Genomic DNA, 19,724 nt, shown 5'->3' with positions numbered 1-19,724 from the left:
TTTTGCTGTTTCAGTTCAGCTCACCTACAGTCTGCAAGCTGAATATCCGTTGCAATTCCGAACTCCAGCTGTCTAATGGCACCTTTTTACTCCGTTCTCCTTTTTGTTCATACAAGGATAGATCAAAACCGCAATGTGAACAGCATGGGAGGTTTCCGTCATCAGGCTCGTATGATTCATCAAAATAGGTTAACATAGATTGCCTTAAACAGCCATCACGCTGAAGCAGAAAAGATACACGGCGCATTTTTTCCAGCTTCAGCTCCATGCGATATGAAATCTCCCGCTTTATCAGTTCAATTGATGTTTTCCCCTGCATAAAGAGATGAATCATCATACGGGCTTGTGTCTCTCCGACACCATACTGCATTAATACATCACGCAGCCTTCTCTCATCCCGCTCCTCCGTCTCCTCAAGCACACGGATCACATTGGCGATTTCTTCATCTGTAACACTCTCCATTTGGATAATCTGCTCCTGCAATTCAAAATCCCCTGGCGCCCGCAGCAAAATGCTGACACTAGGTTTTCCATCGCGTCCCGCTCTGCCGATTTCCTGCATAAAAGCTTCAGCCGTCTGCGGGAGGTGAAAATGAATCACATATCTGATATCAGGTTTATCGACACCCATTCCAAACGCATTCGTACAACATATCACATCAAGCTGATTATGAATAAACTGCTGCTGAATTAAAATCCTGTCGCCAGACTCCATACCGCCATGGTAAAAGTCGGCTCTGCTGCTCGTTTTGCTTTTAATTTCACCCGCTAATTCCTCAGCCCATTTCCGTGTCGGGCAATAAACAATTCCCGGACCTTGCAGGTTTTCAACCAGCTGAATGACCCTATTTATTTTTTCGGCAGTATCCGCCGCATTTTCCACCCTGAGCGCGATGTTTGGTCGATTGACTGAGTTGAGATGCCGTTCGGCATGCTGCAGTTCTAGCAGGTTCATGACATCTTGCAGCGTATCCTTTGTAGCTGTAGCGGTCAATGCCAGAACGGGCGGGTGCCCAAGTTTTTTTCTCAGCTGTCCGAGCTTTGAATAGTCAGGTCTGAAGTCGTGTCCCCATTCAGATATACAATGCGCTTCATCAATTACGAATAAGCTGATCGGGACACTTTTCAATTTTTCCGATACATATGGCGACTGCAAAGCCTCAGGAGACAAGTACAAAAATTTATAGCGATGAATATGCTCCAAAACGAATTGTCTTTCCTGCCTGCTAAGCATGCTGTTCAAAGCGGCCGCACGCTTTTCACCACGTGCTTTCAGCTGCTGTACCTGATCCTCCATTAAAGAAAGCAATGGAGAAACGATTAATACCATGCCGTCAAGCATATAGCCAGGCAGCTGGTAGCAAAGCGATTTTCCTCCCCCAGTCGGAAGCATCGCAATGGTATCCTTCCCGCTAAGTATGCTTCTAATAATGTCCTCCTGCCCTTTTTTAAAGGAAGTAAAACCAAAAAACTGATATAACGTTTGCTGTAATTTAGTCATATTGCTGCACCTGCTTTGTCAATGCCAGTCTGATTTGAAAGTAGCTGAATTGCTGCTCCAGGCCGTCGCGAATTTGTTTGATTTTGTTCGTACGCATCCGTTTGGCAAACGCTGCAATGTGGAGCTGGTCTTCCGCTGATACATAGTCATCAATCATAAACGCAGGCTCATGGAGAGAAATCTCGACAATATGGTCTTCGATTGTCGCTGTTTTCAGCTTTCTGATTTCGGCAATTCGCTGTATCGGGATCCCTTGTTTGACCATCTGCCATGTTTTCCTCGTTGACTCTGTCAGGGCATTCTCTAAATACACATCAGAGAGGAGATCCTTTAACAGAGAATGTTCACACTCCGGAAGAGAATGAATAAAATAATGTACTGAAGCCCAAAACATGACATAAACATACCATTCATCTTCTTTCAGCGTGTCAGCAAGCTGCCTGCTCGTATAACCGATCCTATCGTGCGAGGTTAAGGAGTAGACAAGAATTTGCGCTGCTTTGTCATCAATCTTATGCAAATTCTCCTCCAGCATAGCAAAAAGGCTGTTTGCCATCTCTATATGATCCGTATGCCGGGACAGGTATTTCTTTACCCAGTGAATTGTCTTATAATCGTTTGTGACAGGGATATACTGCCTGCTCCCTCGCTGTTTATGAGATAAGACTTGCACAAGCAGCGAAAGCCTTTTCCAAAGTACGCCGGCAGCCTGCTGGTAATAAGCGCCGTGGCAGTGAGCGGGCCAGGGGCGTTCACTGAGAACATGCCTCAATGCTGCTTCGCCGCTGGCTGTCACCTTGTATGTATCTGTTTCAGGCATTGGTTCGAGATATGAATGCTGTTCAAGATTGGTGAGTGACGCTGAAATATCGCTTCTCGAACATTGCTGAGCCATTCCAAAGTATTTTGCAGTCTGAAATAAGCCGGCATCTTGAATGGTTTGTGACGATCTTTTGCCTTTGAATAGGTGAAAAACAGCACTTCCCGACCGTTCTCCGTTTATTTTGCAAAGGCAATCGAGAACCATAATATCGAAATAATTTAATGACAACTTATCCACCCACATTCTTCCTGACAAAAATCGTTGATTTGCTCTTTTTATTTTAACAGATTTTAAACAGAAATCGACGTTTAAAGTCATCATTAAGGGGGATGTTATGTAGATAACCCCTTATGTGATAAGCATTCTCAATCATTTTTCTGTTGAAATGTGGCAGCAACATCATTACAATAAGTAAGAGGAATAGGTGTTAAATTGATTAAATATAAAGATTGATCCATTTGTTCCACCAAGAACAATCTGGGAGGTTTTATTCATGGCAAAGTATACAATCGTAGACAAAGATACATGTATTGCATGTGGCGCTTGCGGAGCTGCTGCACCAGACATTTACGATTACGATGATGAAGGCATCGCGTTCGTAACGCTTGATGAAAACAAAGGCGTTGTCGAAGTTCCTGAGGTACTGGAAGAAGATATGATTGACGCATTTGAAGGATGCCCTACTGATTCCATCAAAGTGGCGGATGAGCCATTTGAAGGCGACCCGCTTAAATTTGAATAGAAGTAACAAAAAAGCTCCCCTGCGGGAGCTTTTTTCATTTAATGGATATGCGCGCTTCGCTGCTGTTCAATCCATGGCTTAAGCTTGATGAAAATCAGTGAGAATACTATTGTAATCACAATCCCTTTTATGATGTTAAACGGCAGGATACCTGCGACGACCGCTGTTTTCAGCGCGCTGTCAGATAATGCCGGTGAATGTAAAAACCACGTGTACGCCGGGAGAATCAGAACATAATTTAAAATACTCATTAAAATTGTCATCGCTGCAGTTCCTAAAAGCAGACTGACAGCCAAGCCCTTTGCTGAATTCAGCTTTTTAAATAGGAAAGCAGTCGGCAATATAAAGAGTGTTCCTGCGATAAAATTCGCAATTTGCCCTACAGGAACTCCGGCCATGCTTCCTTGAATGATATATTGAAGAACGTTTTTTATCGCTTCTACGGCAATACCCGCCAAAGGTCCGTAAATCAGAATGGCAATAATAGCGGGCACATCGCTAAAATCAATTTTTAAATAATCCGGAAGACCCGGAAACGGGAAATTTAACAGCATCAAAACAAATGCAATGCTGCTCAGCATACTAATCACAACTAATTTTTTTACTTTCACTTTACTCTCTCCTTTTCGATCACATCTTACTCGAAAACGGAAAGGTTCTTTTCCAGCCAATAAAAAAACCGCTTCATATATAAAAGCGGGGTTTCGAAAATTAGGCTAGGCAAAGAAACGTTTGAAAATCTAATTTCAAAACGCTTATGAACCTCCATCTTCTCCCATCCAGACTATACTGTCGGCTCCGGAATTTCACCGAATCCTGCTGTAAAAACAGCTCGCGGGCTTAGAGCCATCGGCTCATCACCGCCGGTAGGGAATTTCACCCTGCCCCGAAGATTGATCATATGAATTTAGTTCCATTATAAACGATAACTGGTTGGCTGTATAGAGAATTGCTTCAAATTATATATAATACTTGAAAGCTGTAAAAACATTGATTTTCAAGCTTTGCTTTTATCCTTTACTGCGTCAATACACGTTGACACTCTATTGAGAATATGTTAAATTATCAGATATTTAGTTTGTCAATTTAGGAGGAAATCTAACGATGTTTCGAGTATTGGTCTCAGACAAAATGAGCAACGACGGCTTACAACCACTTATTGAATCAGACTTTATTGAAATCGTTCAAAAAAACGTAGCAGATGCAGAGAATGAATTACATACTTTTGATGCTCTTTTGGTGCGGAGCGCGACAAAAGTAACAGAAGACCTTTTCAAAAAAATGACTTCTTTAAAAATTGTCGGAAGAGCCGGTGTCGGTGTAGATAATATCGACATTGACGAAGCGACTAAACACGGGGTAATCGTGATTAACGCTCCAAACGGCAACACCATTTCGACAGCTGAGCATACATTTGCGATGATCTCTTCTTTAATGAGACACATTCCTCAGGCTAATATCTCAGTGAAATCCAGAGAGTGGAACCGCACAGCTTATGTCGGTTCAGAGCTTTACGGAAAAACGCTTGGGATTGTCGGATTAGGCCGAATCGGAAGCGAAATTGCACAGCGTGCGAGAGCGTTCGGTATGACCGTTCACGTGTTTGATCCTTTCTTAACTGAAGAAAGAGCAAAAAAAATCGGCGTAAACAGCCGTACCTTTGAAGAAGTGCTTGAAAGCGCGGATATTATTACCGTTCACACGCCTTTAACAAAAGAAACAAAAGGATTATTGAATAAAGAAACGATTGCAAAAACGAAAAAAGGTGTTCGCTTAATTAACTGTGCGCGAGGCGGTATTATCGATGAAGCAGCACTTCTCGAAGCTTTGGAAAACGGGCATGTTGCCGGAGCGGCGCTTGACGTTTTTGAAGTTGAACCGCCAGTTGACAATAAACTCGTTGATCATCCATTAGTCATTGCCACTCCTCACTTGGGAGCATCAACTAAAGAAGCTCAGCTGAATGTCGCGGCTCAAGTGTCAGAAGAAGTTCTGCAGTTCGCAAAAGGTCTTCCTGTGATGTCAGCTATCAACCTTCCTGCCATGACAAAAGATGAATTCGCTAAGATTAAGCCTTACCATCAAATCGCAGGAAAAATTGGCAGCCTCGTATCCCAATGCATGAAAGAGCCGGTACAGGATGTTGCCATTCAATACGAAGGCACAATTGCCAAACTTGAAACATCGTTTATTACAAAAAGCCTACTGTCAGGCTTTTTAAAACCGCGCGTTGACTCAACTGTTAACGAAGTCAATGCCGGGGGTGTCGCAAAAGAACGCGGCATCAGCTTCAGTGAAAAAATTTCCTCTTCTGAATCTGGATACGATAACTGCATCAGCGTAAAAGTGACAGGAGACCGCAGCACCTTTACTGTGACGGCTACGTATATTCCTCATTTCGGAGAGCGTATTGTCGAGATCAACGGATTTAATATCGATTTTTATCCGACGGGTCACTTGGTATATATCCAGCATCGGGATACAACAGGTGTCATCGGCCGAGTAGGACGTATTCTCGGAGATAACGATATTAACATTGCAACCATGCAGGTTGGCCGTAAAGAAAAAGGCGGAGAAGCCATCATGATGCTTTCCTTTGACAGACATCTGGAAGATAAAATTGTGAAAGAACTAACAGATGTTCCTGATATTGTGTCTGTAAAGCTCATTGACCTTCCATAATCAAAAAAACTCAAGCTATATAGCTTGAGTTTTTTTATTGTTCTATACTCGTATGTTTTTGTGCAAAATGTCTAAGACACTCCTCAGCTCAGAAACAGGTATCTGACCAGGTGCCGACGCCTCTTCTCCCGCACCAAAAGTGCAAGCTGATCCAAAAACCTCACCGCTCAGCCTGCTGATCAGTCCTGTTGCAGCCATTGACATTGTAATGATTGGACGGTCTGCATATTTTGTATTCATTGTATACGTCGCATCAAGCAGCGTTAAGAGATCTCCTGTATCATTCGGCATGACAGCCATTTTTGGAATATGCGCCCCTAAATCCTGCATTTTCCGAAGTCTCGAAAGAATCTCATCTTTCGCAGGCGTTTTCTCAAAATCATGATTTGACATCACTACATAGACATTGTTTTCTTCCGCCAAGGATACTACCGCTTTCACATTTGTATCTCCTGAAAATAATTCAATGTCTATCAGATCGATCTCTTTTGTTTGGACTGCCGCCTCCAGCAAAGCAAGATAGGAGCTTTCGTCCATTTCCATGCTCCCTCCTTCTTTATGGGTTCTGAATGTAAATAGAAACAGCTTGTCCGCTAAAGACTCCCGAAGCTTAGAAATCATTTTTGTGACGGTTTCTACGTCATTTGCTTTTTCAAAAACGTCGACTCGCCACTCCACTATGTCCGGATTCAGCAATTTTACAGCTTCTGCTTCGTTCAAAATTTGTTTTTCCGTTTTTCCCATCAGCGGAACGATAATTTTCGGCATCCCTTCTCCGATGGAAACTCCTTTGATTGTTAACACGTTCACTCGTCTCAAATCCTTTCAATCGTTACCTTGTTTTATTATACACGCACAACTATTTTTTGAAAATTTCTATAAACTAAAAAAAGAGCCTTAAAGGGCCCTTTTTTAGTTTATGGAAATCGGATTTGGAGCAGCTGGTACCGGAATAGCATCTGATACGTCATATCTGCCGATTTTTTTTGTTCTGGTTTCCGTAAAGGTCACTTCTGTAAAACCAAACTCCTTTGCTGTTAAAAGTAGTCCCTCAAGCATTAAAATACCGGCAATAGAATCCTCAACTTCTGAGTCTTTTGAGAAGTGGATATATAAGTGTTTCTGTTTCTTCGTTACAGATTGGACAGTACCCTCCTGAATAAGAGGTGTTGTATCTTTTTGGCTACTCGATTCCATTTCCTTAACCGCTTCTTTTACTGTACCAAACGTTTTTTCTGACGGAACGAGAAAGTCTTGTCCTTGTTTATTTTGGTACAAGTAGTAGGCTCTTTTCGACTGTTTTGGAATAGGAATTTCCGTAAAAGTGCCATAAGAACCAATAACGGCCCCGTCCTCATTTTTTTGATCCAATAAAAATTTTATTTTTTCATAAGGACTCCACTTTAAGGATTCTTTCAGCAGTTTTTTTAACAGTGTATCATCTTTTACAGAAAAAGCCGTAATGAGCTGATGGACTCGTATACTTAATTCCTTTTGCTTTGGTTTTTCCTTTACCTCTACTTCATCTATGAAGGATGGAATCGTAATAGGATGATCAAGGATATCCAATTCACTACTTTTAGACAACATATCCTGTATCGTTTGGTCTGCGTTTGTTTTTTTGATGCTGATGGGTATAATTGCGGATGTTTCGGCATCAGCAATCGCTACAGTGGTGTAATTGTTCTGTTCCTTTTCAGGAACAACAAACGATGTCTGATCCAGGGATGATGCAGCTTTTGGGCTGTCTGCTGTCTCAGTTTTCGTCACAGCGTTCTCTTGGGACGCATCTTTTTGTTGAGGTTGTGCCTGATCAAAGAAATGAGGAGAAATAATGAAGGCGATATAAACCGCAATTGCAGTGGCACACGCGGGGCCAATCCACTTAACAGCGGGCTTTTTTTTGCTTTTAGCCATCGTCAGCAGCTTGTAAATATCCTGAGGCGAACGATGGTCTTTAACTGCCGGAAGTTGACTTAACAACTCCTTTATCTGTTCTTCGTTCCAATCTGACTTCATCATCCATTAGCTCCTCCCTCAAAAGCTCCATATGTTTCCGAAGTACTTTGAGCCCTCTATGTTGGGTCGTTTTTACTTTGCTTTCCGAGAAGCGCAGAGCATTGGCTGTTTCCTGAATTGAATATCCCTGAATAAACCGCAAGATAATCACAGCTCTTTGATCGATCGTGCATTGATCAAGCGCAGCATAAATTTCCCGGACATTTTCATGTTGAACCGCAAGTTCGTCCGGAAGCAATTGCTGATCTCTGACATCCTGTGTATCCCAATCAAACGTGCCGAGGATACGCTGTCTGATCGTCTGCTGTTTACGGAACCAGTCTATCGCAACATGGCGTGCGATCGACAAAAGCCATGTTTTTTCACTGCTTCTTCCTTCAAACGTATGGTAAGAATTTAATACCCGGATATAAACCTCCTGAAGAAGATCTTCTGCCTGGCTTTTATCCTTTACCATATAAAATAAAAATTGATACAAATCTTGATGATATGTTTCATATAACAATTGAAAGGTTTCTTCCATTTGAAACCCCTCCGTTCACTTTTTTGTCGTATTAATAGCTTGAAAAGTTACATTACAACTATATTACGAGAAACTGGAATTTGGAAGGGAATTTATATTAACATATCCTTAAATTTTATTAATATTGGCTTTTAAAAAAACACCCGCTTTATCAGCGGGTGTTTCTTATGGAACAAGATTCTTCGGCAAATTCAGACCGAATTTTATGGTTTTGTCGGAATATAAAATGTAAATGTCGTTCCTTTATCCATTCGGCTGTGCACCGTAATCGATCCGTTGTGGGCTTCTACGATATTTTTAACGATAGCCAGCCCAAGCCCGGTTCCTGCTCTGCCTCTTGTCCGCGCTTTATCTGCCTTATAGAACCGCTCAAAGATAAATGGCAGGTCTTCTTCCGGTATGCCGGATCCAGAGTCTTTGATATCAATTTTCAATCCATCCTTCACAGAATGGACTGCAATGGAAACGCTGCCCCCGGATGAAGTATGCCGCAGCGCGTTATCGATCAAATTGGTAAATACCTGCTCCATCTTGTCTTCATCAAACATAAACTCCTCTTCTGTGAGAGAAATGTCTTGATGTAAAGCAATATTTTTTTCTTTAGCAACGCCCGAAAATTTCCGAATGATTTTCTCTAAAAATTCATTGACGTTGATATTTTCATAATGCAAGCCTGTATGGCCTGATTCCATTCGGGCTAAATCAAGCAAATCATTGACTAAGCGGCCCATTCGCAGCGATTCGTCATAAATGATTTGGGCAATTTCTTTCCGGTCTTCTTCGGAGCTTGCAATGTCATCGACAATTGCTTCACTGTATCCCTGAAGCATGGAAATCGGTGTTCTCAGCTCATGGCTGACATTTGCGATAAAATCTTCACGCAGCTTATCAAGGCGGCGTTCTTCAGTCATGTCGCGCAGCACGGCAACCGCTCCTCTGACATGCGATTCCGCATAAAGGGGCGACATCAAGAGCACCCATGATCTGCCTTGCAGCGTCATCTCAATCATTTGTTCTTTTTCAGTGCTGACAGCGTTTTGGAACAGCTCTTTTGCTTCAGGCGGAAGGTTATCGCCTTCTTTGATATTCATATTCTGCTCATAATACCAAGCCTGAAGAAAACGTTCAGCCGGCGGGTTTGTCACAAGAATCGTACCGTCAATATTAATGGTAATAACCCCGTCAGCCATACTGCTCAAAATGTTAGAAAGCTGTTCTTTTTCTTGATTGAGCGCATTAATATGAAAGTTAAGCTGCCGGCCCATTTGATTAAAAGCGGTTGCCAGTTCACCGATTTCATCCTGAGTTAAAATCGGGATTTTTGTATCGAACTTGCCTTTCGCCAAGTCTTGTGCGCCCTCTCTCATTTTTCGAAGCGGATACGTGACCCTGCTTGATAAAAAGAAAGCGAAAAACGTTGTCAGTACAATTGCAATCCCCGCGGCCAGAAAGATATAGCGGGTCGTGTGTTTTGTTGTATCTTTAACGGCAAGCAAAGACTGGGATAAAAAGACCATGCCTTTCTTTCCGTCTTTTTCATACGGGACACCTACAATCAGGCGTTCATTATCCGTGTCTGTATTGCTCAGCACCGTTCGTTTGCTTACTTTTTTATGATCTTGGAGAGCATTATTTAAGTCTTTGTCATGCTGTATTTGCTCAACCGTAATGGACGACAGGCGATTTTTATCATTCGGAGAATACCAATACTTTTTCTCATCCTGAATGATGGCAATGCTTGTTAGATTATCAGCGAGCTCCCAAGTGATTGATCTTGCCAGTGCCTGGTCCTCGTGATTTTCTATGATGACAGCAACTTTATTCGCAAGCTGTGTTAAATCATTCTCGGCTTCTTCCACATGGTAATTTTCAATAAATTCGAGCAAAAGAACCGTCAAAATGAATAATACGATCAAGACGAGTGAAAGGATCGTAAACCACAGCTTGCCTACTACGCTTTTCCAAAATTTCATTCAGCGCCTACCTCAAATTTATAGCCTACACCCCATACGGTGACAATTTTTTTCGCAGCTTCCGGAGATACCTTATTCAGTTTTTCTCTCAAGCGTTTGACGTGAGTGTCTACTGTCCGCAGATCACCAAAAAACTCATATTGCCACACTTCTTTCAGCAGCTTTTCCCGATCATACACTTTATCAGGTGTTTTCGCTAAGAAGTATAGAAGCTCATACTCTTTCGGCGTCAGACTTACTTCTGTTCCATCAGCCGTTACACGGTGAGCATCATGGTCAATGGACAGATGTGAAAACACGAGCACATTTTTCGTCGGTGTATTGGCATTGAAATAAGAGGTTTGGGATGCTCTTCTCAAAAGGGCCTTTACCCGCAACACGACTTCTCTCGGGCTGAACGGCTTGACAATATAATCATCTGTTCCCGCTTCAAACCCCTGCACCCGGTTTGCTTCTTCTCCTTTTGCGGTCAACATGATAATTGGTGTCGCTTTTTTTTCACGAACTTGCCGGCACACTTCAATTCCGTCAGTCCCCGGCATCATCAGATCAAGCAAAATTAAGTCATAATTGGCTTCAAGCCCTTTGGCAATGGCTTCATCACCATTTTCCGCTTCGTCTATGACATAATTTTCACGTTCAAGATACATTCTTAAAAGGCGGCGAATTCTGGCTTCGTCATCAACTACTAATATTTTGGTTTCGTTCGTTTGGTCCATCGTTTTCCCCCTGCTTTCCTTCTGTTACTTTCATTTTATCAAATCGTGAGAAAGTTTGAGAACTGTGTCGCTTTCTTAGGACTATGCATAAGAATGAAGTCCGGCAAGCACTAGATTTACGAATATTAAATTAAACATAATAATAGCAAAACCGATTACGGCCAGCCATGCTGACTTCTCACCGTGCCAGCCTCTTGACAGTCTTAAATGCAAGTAAGCGGCATAGAACAAAAACGTGATCAGCGCCCATACTTCCTTCGGGTCCCAGCCCCAAAATCTGGTCCACGCGAGCTGAGCCCAAATCATCGCAAAGATCAGCGCCCCTAGCGTAAAGATTGGAAATCCGATCGAAACGGCCCTGTAGCCAACTTCATCAACCAGATCAAGATTGACGTTTTTCACCAGCGGATGTAATAGAGCGCTGATTCTTTTTCTGATGATCAGACGAAGAACTCCGTACAAAACAAAGCCTGCTCCAAATGACCAAATGACGGTGTTCACCTTTCTGCCTGAGAAAAGGGCGGGAAGCTCAGCAAGCGGCTCCATTCTCCCCTCGGTCAAAAGCTCTCCCTGATGCGGGCCGACAAGTGCAGGCATTTCGTACACCATCACACTTTTTTCTTTAGTTTTATCCACCCAGTTAAACTCCGCTTCATAGCCTGCAAGACGAAATGCCGATGTGATCGCAATAAAGGCGACGGTTGTGACCAGGATAAACATAATCACTTCAAGCCAGAACGTTTTTTTGCTTGGTTTTGTCTGGTCTACATGCTTCAAAAGAAAGATGACACCTGCGACAAAGCTGATAGCAAGTATAGCTTGCCCAAGCGCTGCTGTCGTTACGTGAATATACAGCCAATTGCTCTGCAGCGACGGAATTAAGGGCGAGATATCCGTCGGAAACATGCTGGCGTAAGCAATCAGCAATAAAGCGATTGACAGCGTAAACAGACCTAATGAAGGCAATCTGTAGATAAAATAAAGAATAATAAACGCCAAAACAAGCATCATGCCAAAGGCGGTGGTGAATTCAAACATATTGCTGACTGGTGCATGGCCGCTGGCAGCCCACCTTGTGATGAAATATCCCAGATGGCAGAGAAAACCGATAATAGAAAGGGTGATTCCAATGTTGGCCCATCGGTTAGGCTTGCCCTTTTTACCTTTATTTCCGCGTATGGCCCCGCCGAAAATCGGGACAGCGATTAAATACACAAGAAAGGCCGCATAAAGAAAATTTCCGCTCAGCTCCGCCATGACATCACTCCCTTTTCGCCTATTTCTGTGTTTTGATTAATTCTTTTTGGTCCTCCGGTTCAGTCAGTCCGGAATCAGCCAATACAAAGGCTAAATCCTTCTTCAGGCCATACCAGTTTTTATTCGTATGCCCTGCCACCATGACTGCGCCATCCTGTGAGTGAAGCCAGATTCTTCGGTGCTGCCAGTACATACCTTGAATGACACCGATCATAAAAATGGCTCCGCCGACAGCAAGCACCCAGAGTGTCAGATCCTTTCTGACTGTGAGACCGGTAATGTTTTTCGTTTCGACATGGTCAAATTTCAGCTTATATTTATTGCTGTCTGAGCCTTCGATTGTTTCTTGGATGGCGACAAAGCTTTTCTCACCCTTCGGTTTGTCCGGCGTTATGATATTAAAGACAAAAGCCGGATTGTTAGGGATCTTTGTTTTCGTGCTAGGCTCTCCGTCCTGATTAAAATAGAAGTCTGGCAGGTAGCTGGCGATTTCCACTTTGTAACCGTTGCCAAGATCATAAACCGAATCTGGATCCAGAAGGTTGACCTTTAAGCTCCCAAAGGATTTTTTTGTTTTTTTGTCTATCAGCTGAAACACCATTTGATCAAGCTGATTCTCTTTATAATCCACCTGGTAAACGGAAAAAGAATCAAAACGCAGCGGCTGATTGACACGAATGTCCTCTTCTGTTACTTTTTTCAGCTTCGGCTTCTCACCATAAACAATTTTTCCTTCTCTCTTGTAGAGTACGGCATCTGTTTGAAAGTTCTTTGCCACTTTCCCGTCCCCGACTCTGTCAATCGCATCTGCGAATACCTTTTTTTCCGTTTTGCTGTTATAGGTCTCTACGCTGAATTGATTGTTTTTCAAATAATATTTTCCGTCTGTTCCTGGAATGGCTGCGGTTTCGCCTTCTCTGACCCAAAGCGTCTCATCGACGTACATGCCAGGCACAAATCTCAGCATCGCACCAATCAGAAAGATAATCAATCCAATGTGGTTGACATACGGGCCCCAGCGGGAAAAACGCCCTTTTTCGGCAAGAATGCTGCCCTCTTTTTCTCTGATTCTATAATGCTTTTTCTTTAATAGAGCAACAATCTGTTCTTTTGCTTCTCCGTTCAGTACAGTATCCGTTTCACTGAACAAGCGCTGCCTTCTTAAAAAAGCAGGACTCCTGCGGACACCTTGGTTTTTTAACGCTCTGTACAACGGAATGACCCGGTCGAGGCTGCAAATCACGAGTGAAATGCCGATCGAGGCAATGAGCAGCAAATACCACCAGGAGCCATATAAATGATGAAATCCGAGCAAATAATAAAGCTGGCCGAACGTGCCGTACTGCTCTTTGTAATAGGTATCAGCCTGTGCGCCCGGAGGCAAATAGGCTTCTTGGGGAAAAATGGTGCCGAACGCTGATGCGGCAAGGGTTATGACGATAAGCCATATTCCCACTTTAACCGAAGAAAAGAAATTCCAAATTTTATCAATGATCGTTTTGTTATAGGTTTGTGAACGCCTTGCGCTTCCGTCATATCTCATATCAGCAAGCGGAGGCTGGGTTTCCTGGAGAGCTCTTCCGCACGATTCACATAGAACAGTTCCGACCGGGTTTACATGTCCGCATTCACATTTGACTTGCTTCATCCCGAAGTCTCTCCGGGTTTTATCAGATTCATATAATCATGGATCATGCTTTCTGTCATAGTGCCGGTCACCACCTTGACAACTTTTCCTTCCGGATTGATTAAAAAGGTTGTCGGAAGCGGAGATACGTCATAGGCATCAAGCACTTGGCGATCTGTATCCAGAACAACCGGAAAATTGACTCCGTAGGATTTCATAAAATTATGTACTGCTATCTTTGACTCCCCAACATTTACCGCGACAACTTCAATACCTTGGTCTTTAAAATGCTTATATTGGTTCGCCATATAAGGAAATTCTTTCTTGCACGGTTCACACCATGTACCCCAGAAATTCAAAAAAACACCTTTCCCTTTTAAGTCACTGAGCTCGATACGTTTCCCATTCGTATCTTCAAGGACAAAATTCGGTGCGTCGGACCCTTCGGATATACTCTCTTTGCCGGCAAATACAGCGTTGTAAATTGTATAGCCAAGTGCACAGATTAAAACGAGAAGGATGCCGGTCCGAATGAATAAACGCCTTTTTTTCTTCATTGTCCACTGCCCCCTTCCCCCTATTGCAGATCCATTCAATTATATCATTGCACGTTCATTTCACATTTCTTACTTTTTGAAGGTTATGTGAAATTTAGAAAGCGTTTTTACCGTGCTCCGCCAGCGCTCTAAGTCTTTTAACTTCATGCGGCGTCAGCTCTCTGGCATCTCCCGTGTGTAAGCCTCGCAGGTTTAAAAACGCGTATTCTTCACGCTTCAGCTTGATTACCTCATGCCCGATCGCTTCGAACATGCGGCGCACCTGTCTGTTACGTCCTTCATGGATGGTCAGCTGAATAATGCTTGTTTGCTTTTTCTTATCCAAAGACAGCAGCTTCGCTTTAGCAGGCGCCGTTTTGCCTTCTTCCAGCCTAATTCCGCGCTCCAGCTTTCTGAGCAGCTCTTTAGGCGGGATGCCTTTCACCTTCGCCACGTATGTTTTATCTATTTCATACTTAGGGTGCATCAGTTTATTGGCAAACTCGCCGTCATTGGTTAACAGCAAAAGACCGCTCGTATCATAATCCAGACGCCCAATCGGGTAAATGCGCTGCGGGATTTCTTTAAAAAAGTCCGTCACGACTTTGCGCCCTTTGTCATCTTGGGCTGCAGAAATAACGCCTCTTGGTTTATATAAGAGAAAGTAAACCGGCTCTTCGCGTTCAACCTTTAACCCGTTTACCTCAATCTGATCAGAACCGGTAACCTTAACACCAAGCTCTGTTACTACTTTGCCGTTCACCTTTACTTTTCCTTCTTTAATCAGCTCTTCTGCCTTTCTGCGCGATGCAACTCCGGCATGAGCAATTACTTTTTGCAGTCTTTCCATGTCTTTCACCTCAAGTATTATCTTACTTTTTTCAACCTTAACAAACAAGCTTTTTCAAATTTCTGTGCCAAATCCAAAAAAACGCCGTTTTCAGGCGCTCCCAAATAATAACGTAACGATGATGATAGATGCAACTACACCGATTAAATCAGCAAGAAGTCCCACCTTTAACGCATCACCCATTTTTTTAATGCCGACCGCTCCGAAATACACAGTCAGTACGTAAAGCGTGGTATCTGTTGATCCCTGCATGACAGAAGCCAGCCTGCCGATAAAGGAATCGGGCCCGTATACTGCAATTAAATCTGTCGTCATGCCGAGTGCTGCCGTACCAGAGATCGGGCGGATCAGCGCAAGCGGAACCACCTCAGCAGGGATGCCGATAGCGGAGAAAACCGGTTTTAAAAGGTCCATTATAAAATCAAGCGCGCCTGATGATCTGAAAACTGTAATGGCGACAAGCATTCCGACTAAGTAGGGGATAATGGAAAAAGCGATTTCTATCCCTTCTTTTCCGCCTTCAACAAACGACTCATATGTGGGAACCTTTTTGATTGTTCCATAAAGAAGAATTCCGGCAATAATGATCGGAATCATGGCTAAAGACAGCCAGTTGATGATTTCCATCCGCTCACCTTCCCTTCTTTTTGCGGCGGTAATAAAAATACCGGTCAATGATAATGGCGCCGATTCCAGAAATGAGTGTCGCTAAAATGCTCGGTCCGACAATATCTGTCGGCGTTTTGGAGGAATAGGCCATTCGAACAGCAATCACCGTTGTCGGAATGAGCGTGATGCAGGACGTATTGACAGCTAAAAAAGTAATCATCGACCGGCTTGCTTCCGATCGGTTTCCATTCAGCTTTTTCATTTGCTCCATTGCTTTAATGCCAAGCGGAGTTGCCGCATTCCCGAGGCCGAAGAAGTTCGCCATGAGATTAGATAAAATGTAGCCCATCGCCGGGTGATCCGGCGGTATATCAGGAAAAAGCTTAGATATAAAAGGCCTGCACATCCGGCTGAAAATATCCAAAAGCCCCGCCTGCTCAGCTATTTTCATTAAGCCAAGCCAGAAAACAAGCACGCTCATCAGTCCAAATGAGATTGTAACGGCTTCCTTCGCACCCTTAAACACGGCTTCATTTACATCTTGCAGAGTTCCGTTGCACATCGCAAAAACAAGTCCGATCACAGTTAAGCTGACCCAGATTATATTGACCATTTTGCCCCGCCAGCCGCATTCAGAAAGATGGATTTAAACGTTTCAAAAAATTGTTTTTTCGGTTTTTGGTGTCGTTCATTCTCATAATAGATCGGCACTTTTGCGATGGTTTCATCGTTGAACATGATCTTCATGTGTCCTACGATGTCGGGAATTTTTGATGCATCTTTCTCCCATACTTTTTTCGGCTTAAGCAACGTGGTTCTAATTTCGACATCTTCTTTTTCTTCTTCGGTTAGCAAATAGGTGATGTCACGTTTGATAAAAGCCTTAGATTCATAAAATGTGCCTTTCAGCTTTGGAATGTCCCCTTTTTTCACGATTAAATAGGGTTGATAATGATCAAACACATAGTTAAACATATTCATATGATCATCCCAATCGTCAGGGTCATTTATGGTAACGGCGATCAGGTCAATGCCGTCCTTTGAGGCTGTTGAGACCAGTGTCCGTTTTGCAAGTTTTGTATAGCCTGTTTTTCCTCCTGTGCTGTATCGATAAAGCATGGTCAGCAGTTTATTTTTGTTTTTCCAGACACTTTCCATCGTTTCTGCTTTGTATATTTTTGTGCCTGAAATTTTTTGATAGTCTTTCAACTTCATAGCGTATTTTGTTAAGATGGCCATGTCATAGGCTGTTGAATAATGGCTTTCATGGTCGTCCAATCCGTGCGGGTTTTGAAAACGGGTATTCTCCATACCAAGCTGCTCGGCTTTTTGATTCATCATATAAACAAATCCATCGAGGCTGCCCCCGACATGCTCGGCAATCGCAACAGCGGCGTCGTTTCCTGATCTCAGCATCAGGCCATACACAAGATCTTTTAATTTCACTTTTTGCCCTTCTGTTAAATAAATGGCAGAGCCTTCTGTTCTGACAGCATTTGCCGAAACCGTCACAGTTTCCTCCATTTTGCCGGATTCAATGGCAAGAACGGCCGTCATGATTTTTGTGATGCTTGCAATCCGCCTTTTTTCATGCTCACCCTTGGCAAATAAGACTCTGCCTGAATCTCCATCAATCACTATCGCGCTTTTTGCACTAACATCTATAGCCGCATATGCTGTGTTCACATTTACATTTGCAAATAGAAAAAAAATCATGACCATGAAGACTGCTTTTTTGAAAATGCGCATGTTTGCTCACGTCCTTGTGGTGGTTTGTACAAGTTTATGCGCATGTCCATCAGTTATGAATAACAATTATATAACGGCGGACAAACATAAAAAAACTCTCCCTGAAAAAGGGAGAGTAAACGTTATCTGATTGGCGCCATGCTTGATCCAGACGCTTCGTAATGAGCCAGCTCTTCTCTCATCTTCAGAAAGGCTGCGCTCAACGGCAATAATAATTGCTCAAGCGACGCAGGAACAGCATGGTAAAACTCAATTGCGCTGACCCCTGTATAAGACGCCCGGCTATTTTCACACCACGTGTCTTTTTTCGGCATAAAGAACTCTTCAATGCATTGGTGATACACATTGTACAGTGTTTTTTCCGCTCTGGCTTCCTGAAAAGGCTCCTGCATCAAGAGACGGCGGCACGCTTCTGCGCCTCCTTCACAAAATACTGTCATTCTTCTCAGAGTGCTCAGCACATCACAGCAGTATCCTTTCTCAATAGGCAATTCAGCCTGCAAGGACTCCAGCGTCGTTTGATTTAGGTAATCGTTAACGGTATTGACAACCATTGATAAGAATTCGCCTGTTTTTTGAGTCTGCACTCGCACAATCGAATGTCCCATTTCGTTTGGTATCTTCCCCTCATGTCTTTGTCTCTCACATTTTGCTTCTTTCATGATAGCTTCTTCCTTATATCTTATGATGATGAAAAAGCGCGATTCATTAAACTTCTATTTTATATCTTCGAAGGTTTGGTTAAAGTTTTCAAAAAATAAATCTGCTTCTTCTTGAAGAACGTCTTCTTCCGCATTTTCAGGAAGCGGCGGAAGCTCGTCCAGCGTTTTCAGACCAAATTGCTCAAGAAAAGTCGGCGTTGTGCCGTATAAAATAGCCCTTCCCGGACCGTCAGCCCGCCCGACTTCACACAATAGCGCCTTCGCAACGAGGCTGTGTAAAATCCGCTCTGATTTCACGCCTCTGATTTCTTCAATTTCTGCTCTTGTAATCGGCTGTTTATATGAAACGATGGCCAGCACTTCTAAAGATGCTTGAGAAAGGCCTTTTGACGGCACTTCAATCAGTTTTTTCAAGTACGGGGCAAAGTCTTTTTTGGTAGAGAGCATATACGTATCTGCATATTCAATAAGTTCAATGCCCCTTGTATCCCCGCGGTATTCATCTGCTACATCCGCCATAATGGTGTTCAGTTCAGGCTCTTCGATTTCAAGCACTGTTAACAGCTGCTTTTTTGTAAGCCCTTCATCGCCTGCCGCGTAAAGAAGGGCTTCCACTATAGCTTTCCAATTCACGATATCAAGCCCCATGAATGGATTCACTCCCCGTAATGTAAATATGTGAAAAATTGTGCTCCTGTTCAATGAGAACCAGCTGATTTTTCATCAGCTCGAGAACGGCTAGAAAGGTCACTACCAAATGTTCTTTTTGCTCATACGGAAACAGATCCATAAAGTTGATTCTCGTTCCTCTTGATTTCAGGCTGTGCACAATTTCGTTCATTCTGTCTTCGATTGGTATTTCCTGTCTTGTAATTGTTGTTTCCATCGGCCTTGTTATTTTTTTGCGTTTGAGCACTTTTTGAAAAGCCCCGATCATATCATAGACCGTGACAGAGAGCTTTGGCTCAGACTGCTTTACTTCTTTTGCATATTCGCTCAAATCACTCGGCGGTTTCGTGAACGATTTTTGTCTTTCTTCTTCCCGTTCTTTTAAATCCTTCGCCGCATCTTTATATTTTCTATACTCAATCAGCTTTTCAATCAATTCTTCCCGCGGATCCTCTTCTTCAAGTAATTCATCTTCAAAAAGCTCCTCCTCTTGCTTCGGGAGCAGCATTCTGCTTTTAATGCTGAGCAGCGTGGCAGCCATGACCAAATACTCGCTGGCAATATCGAGCTCAAGCACACGCATCGTATGTACATATAATAAATATTGTTCAGTGATCTTCGCCACAGGTATATCATATATGTCAATTTCAAGACGATTGATTAAATGAAGCAGCAGGTCCAATGGGCCCTCAAACGTATCAATTTTCACTTGATATTCTTCCATCATCTCACCATTTTCAAGTATCACTCTCATTGCCGGATAAACTGGCTACCCTTTAGTAT

The 19,724-nt window shown here is 43.0% G+C and carries 20 protein-coding genes and 1 riboswitch; of the genes, 2 read left to right on the top strand and 18 right to left on the bottom strand.

Annotation, left to right across the window (positions count from 1 at the left end; translation table 11 throughout):
- Positions 1–10: 10 nt before the first annotated feature.
- Together CVV77_RS01425 and CVV77_RS01420 are read right to left on the bottom strand one after the other, a co-directional pair.
- The gene (locus tag CVV77_RS01425) at positions 11–1,501 is read right to left on the bottom strand and encodes a RecQ family ATP-dependent DNA helicase (protein WP_100274463.1); all 1,491 of its coding nucleotides are present in this window, start codon (positions 1,499–1,501) and stop codon (positions 11–13) included.
- Entirely contained in the window at positions 1,494–2,552 is a 1,059-nt protein-coding gene (locus CVV77_RS01420) for a YpbB family protein (protein ID WP_100275119.1), read from the bottom strand. The genes CVV77_RS01425 and CVV77_RS01420 overlap by 8 nt, the downstream gene beginning before the upstream one ends.
- Positions 2,553–2,817: 265 nt before the next feature.
- Here CVV77_RS01420 and CVV77_RS01415 point away from each other — a divergent pair, with 265 nt between their 5' ends.
- A complete protein-coding gene (locus CVV77_RS01415; RefSeq protein ID WP_003225461.1) occupies positions 2,818–3,066 on the top strand; it encodes a ferredoxin in 249 nt (82 codons plus the stop codon).
- Between the two features lie 38 nt (positions 3,067–3,104).
- Here the strand turns inward: CVV77_RS01415 and fmnP are convergent, their stop codons facing one another.
- Positions 3,105–3,677 carry a riboflavin transporter FmnP gene (fmnP, locus tag CVV77_RS01410; protein ID WP_004398177.1) on the bottom strand — a complete coding sequence of 191 codons (573 nt, stop codon included), beginning with the start codon at positions 3,675–3,677 and terminating at the stop codon, positions 3,105–3,107.
- Between the two features lie 152 nt (positions 3,678–3,829).
- Positions 3,830–3,964, bottom strand: a riboswitch (FMN riboswitch).
- A 206-nt stretch (positions 3,965–4,170) separates the two neighbouring features.
- Between fmnP and serA the strand changes: the two genes are divergently transcribed.
- Positions 4,171–5,748, top strand: coding sequence for a phosphoglycerate dehydrogenase (gene serA / locus CVV77_RS01405; protein WP_004398181.1), 1,578 nt, complete (start codon positions 4,171–4,173; stop codon positions 5,746–5,748).
- 42 nt (positions 5,749–5,790) lie between these two features.
- Here serA and aroD read toward each other — a convergent pair whose 3' ends face one another.
- The 15 genes from aroD to scpA form a co-directional block, all read right to left on the bottom strand.
- Positions 5,791–6,558, bottom strand: a complete 768-nt coding sequence (gene aroD, locus CVV77_RS01400; protein WP_100274462.1) for a type I 3-dehydroquinate dehydratase — start codon at positions 6,556–6,558, stop codon at positions 5,791–5,793.
- A gap of 102 nt (positions 6,559–6,660) precedes the next feature.
- The gene (locus CVV77_RS01395) at positions 6,661–7,770 is read right to left on the bottom strand and encodes a GerMN domain-containing protein (protein ID WP_100274461.1); all 1,110 of its coding nucleotides are present in this window, start codon (positions 7,768–7,770) and stop codon (positions 6,661–6,663) included.
- Complete coding sequence (gene sigX / locus CVV77_RS01390) at positions 7,706–8,290, bottom strand: RNA polymerase sigma factor SigX (RefSeq protein WP_004398184.1); 585 nt, start codon at positions 8,288–8,290, stop codon at positions 7,706–7,708. Before sigX ends, CVV77_RS01395 begins: the two co-directional genes overlap by 65 nt.
- A 203-nt stretch (positions 8,291–8,493) precedes the next feature.
- A complete protein-coding gene (gene resE / locus CVV77_RS01385; protein WP_019258782.1) occupies positions 8,494–10,263 on the bottom strand; it encodes a sensor histidine kinase ResE in 1,770 nt (589 codons plus the stop codon).
- The gene (gene resD, locus CVV77_RS01380; protein ID WP_004398187.1) at positions 10,260–10,982 is read right to left on the bottom strand and encodes a DNA-binding response regulator ResD; all 723 of its coding nucleotides are present in this window, start codon (positions 10,980–10,982) and stop codon (positions 10,260–10,262) included. Before resD ends, resE begins: the two co-directional genes overlap by 4 nt.
- Before the next feature lie 81 nt (positions 10,983–11,063).
- Positions 11,064–12,239, bottom strand: a complete 1,176-nt coding sequence (gene resC / locus CVV77_RS01375) for a cytochrome c biogenesis protein ResC (protein WP_100274460.1) — start codon at positions 12,237–12,239, stop codon at positions 11,064–11,066.
- A 19-nt stretch (positions 12,240–12,258) separates the two neighbouring features.
- The gene (gene resB, locus CVV77_RS01370; protein WP_019258784.1) at positions 12,259–13,887 is read right to left on the bottom strand and encodes a cytochrome c biogenesis protein ResB; all 1,629 of its coding nucleotides are present in this window, start codon (positions 13,885–13,887) and stop codon (positions 12,259–12,261) included.
- Positions 13,884–14,423, bottom strand: coding sequence for a thiol-disulfide oxidoreductase ResA (gene resA / locus CVV77_RS01365; protein WP_019258785.1), 540 nt, complete (start codon positions 14,421–14,423; stop codon positions 13,884–13,886). Before resA ends, resB begins: the two co-directional genes overlap by 4 nt.
- A gap of 94 nt (positions 14,424–14,517) precedes the next feature.
- Positions 14,518–15,252, bottom strand: coding sequence for a 23S rRNA pseudouridine(2605) synthase RluB (rluB, locus tag CVV77_RS01360; protein ID WP_019258786.1), 735 nt, complete (start codon positions 15,250–15,252; stop codon positions 14,518–14,520).
- Between the two features lie 90 nt (positions 15,253–15,342).
- Positions 15,343–15,879: a spore maturation protein SpmB gene (gene spmB / locus CVV77_RS01355; protein WP_003223896.1), complete on the bottom strand. Its 537-nt coding sequence runs from the start codon at positions 15,877–15,879 to the stop codon at positions 15,343–15,345.
- Positions 15,880–15,883: 4 nt separating this feature from the next.
- Positions 15,884–16,474 (bottom strand): spore maturation protein SpmA, encoded by a 591-nt coding sequence (gene spmA / locus CVV77_RS01350; RefSeq protein WP_004398197.1) that lies wholly within the window; start codon positions 16,472–16,474, stop codon positions 15,884–15,886.
- Complete coding sequence (locus tag CVV77_RS01345; protein WP_100274459.1) at positions 16,462–17,610, bottom strand: D-alanyl-D-alanine carboxypeptidase family protein; 1,149 nt, start codon at positions 17,608–17,610, stop codon at positions 16,462–16,464. Before CVV77_RS01345 ends, spmA begins: the two co-directional genes overlap by 13 nt.
- 122 nt (positions 17,611–17,732) lie before the next feature.
- On the bottom strand, positions 17,733–18,272 hold the full coding sequence (locus CVV77_RS01340; protein WP_019258788.1) for a YpuI family protein: 540 nt from the start codon (positions 18,270–18,272) through the stop codon (positions 17,733–17,735).
- A gap of 54 nt (positions 18,273–18,326) precedes the next feature.
- A complete protein-coding gene (scpB, locus tag CVV77_RS01335; protein ID WP_003223904.1) occupies positions 18,327–18,920 on the bottom strand; it encodes an SMC-Scp complex subunit ScpB in 594 nt (197 codons plus the stop codon).
- Positions 18,910–19,665 carry a segregation/condensation protein A gene (gene scpA, locus CVV77_RS01330; protein WP_100275118.1) on the bottom strand — a complete coding sequence of 252 codons (756 nt, stop codon included), beginning with the start codon at positions 19,663–19,665 and terminating at the stop codon, positions 18,910–18,912. Before scpA ends, scpB begins: the two co-directional genes overlap by 11 nt.
- Positions 19,666–19,724 lie beyond the last annotated feature (59 nt).

It is taken from the genome of Bacillus sp. SN1 (genome assembly GCF_002796895.1).
GTDB classification, from domain to species: Bacteria; Bacillota; Bacilli; order Bacillales; family Bacillaceae; genus Bacillus; species Bacillus inaquosorum.
The sequence above is the reverse complement of the archived record's forward strand: the minus strand, read 5'-3'. Positions and strand labels throughout refer to the sequence as shown.

Coding starts and splice junctions, on each gene's coding strand:
- resC (WP_100274460.1), bottom strand. CDS start 12,239: ATGGCGGAGCTGAGCGGAAATTTTCTTTATGCGGCCTTTCTTGTGTAT.
- serA (WP_004398181.1), top strand. CDS start 4,171: ATGTTTCGAGTATTGGTCTCAGACAAAATGAGCAACGACGGCTTACAA.
- spmA (WP_004398197.1), bottom strand. CDS start 16,474: ATGGTCAATATAATCTGGGTCAGCTTAACTGTGATCGGACTTGTTTTT.
- sigX (WP_004398184.1), bottom strand. CDS start 8,290: ATGGAAGAAACCTTTCAATTGTTATATGAAACATATCATCAAGATTTG.
- scpB (WP_003223904.1), bottom strand. CDS start 18,920: ATGGGGCTTGATATCGTGAATTGGAAAGCTATAGTGGAAGCCCTTCTT.
- scpA (WP_100275118.1), bottom strand. CDS start 19,665: ATGGAAGAATATCAAGTGAAAATTGATACGTTTGAGGGCCCATTGGAC.
- CVV77_RS01340 (WP_019258788.1), bottom strand. CDS start 18,272: ATGAAAGAAGCAAAATGTGAGAGACAAAGACATGAGGGGAAGATACCA.
- CVV77_RS01395 (WP_100274461.1), bottom strand. CDS start 7,770: ATGATGAAGTCAGATTGGAACGAAGAACAGATAAAGGAGTTGTTAAGT.
- resA (WP_019258785.1), bottom strand. CDS start 14,423: ATGAAGAAAAAAAGGCGTTTATTCATTCGGACCGGCATCCTTCTCGTT.
- resB (WP_019258784.1), bottom strand. CDS start 13,887: ATGAAGCAAGTCAAATGTGAATGCGGACATGTAAACCCGGTCGGAACT.
- spmB (WP_003223896.1), bottom strand. CDS start 15,879: ATGGAAATCATCAACTGGCTGTCTTTAGCCATGATTCCGATCATTATT.
- resD (WP_004398187.1), bottom strand. CDS start 10,982: ATGGACCAAACGAACGAAACCAAAATATTAGTAGTTGATGACGAAGCC.
- resE (WP_019258782.1), bottom strand. CDS start 10,263: ATGAAATTTTGGAAAAGCGTAGTAGGCAAGCTGTGGTTTACGATCCTT.
- CVV77_RS01425 (WP_100274463.1), bottom strand. CDS start 1,501: ATGACTAAATTACAGCAAACGTTATATCAGTTTTTTGGTTTTACTTCC.
- CVV77_RS01345 (WP_100274459.1), bottom strand. CDS start 17,610: ATGCGCATTTTCAAAAAAGCAGTCTTCATGGTCATGATTTTTTTTCTA.
- rluB (WP_019258786.1), bottom strand. CDS start 15,252: ATGGAAAGACTGCAAAAAGTAATTGCTCATGCCGGAGTTGCATCGCGC.
- CVV77_RS01415 (WP_003225461.1), top strand. CDS start 2,818: ATGGCAAAGTATACAATCGTAGACAAAGATACATGTATTGCATGTGGC.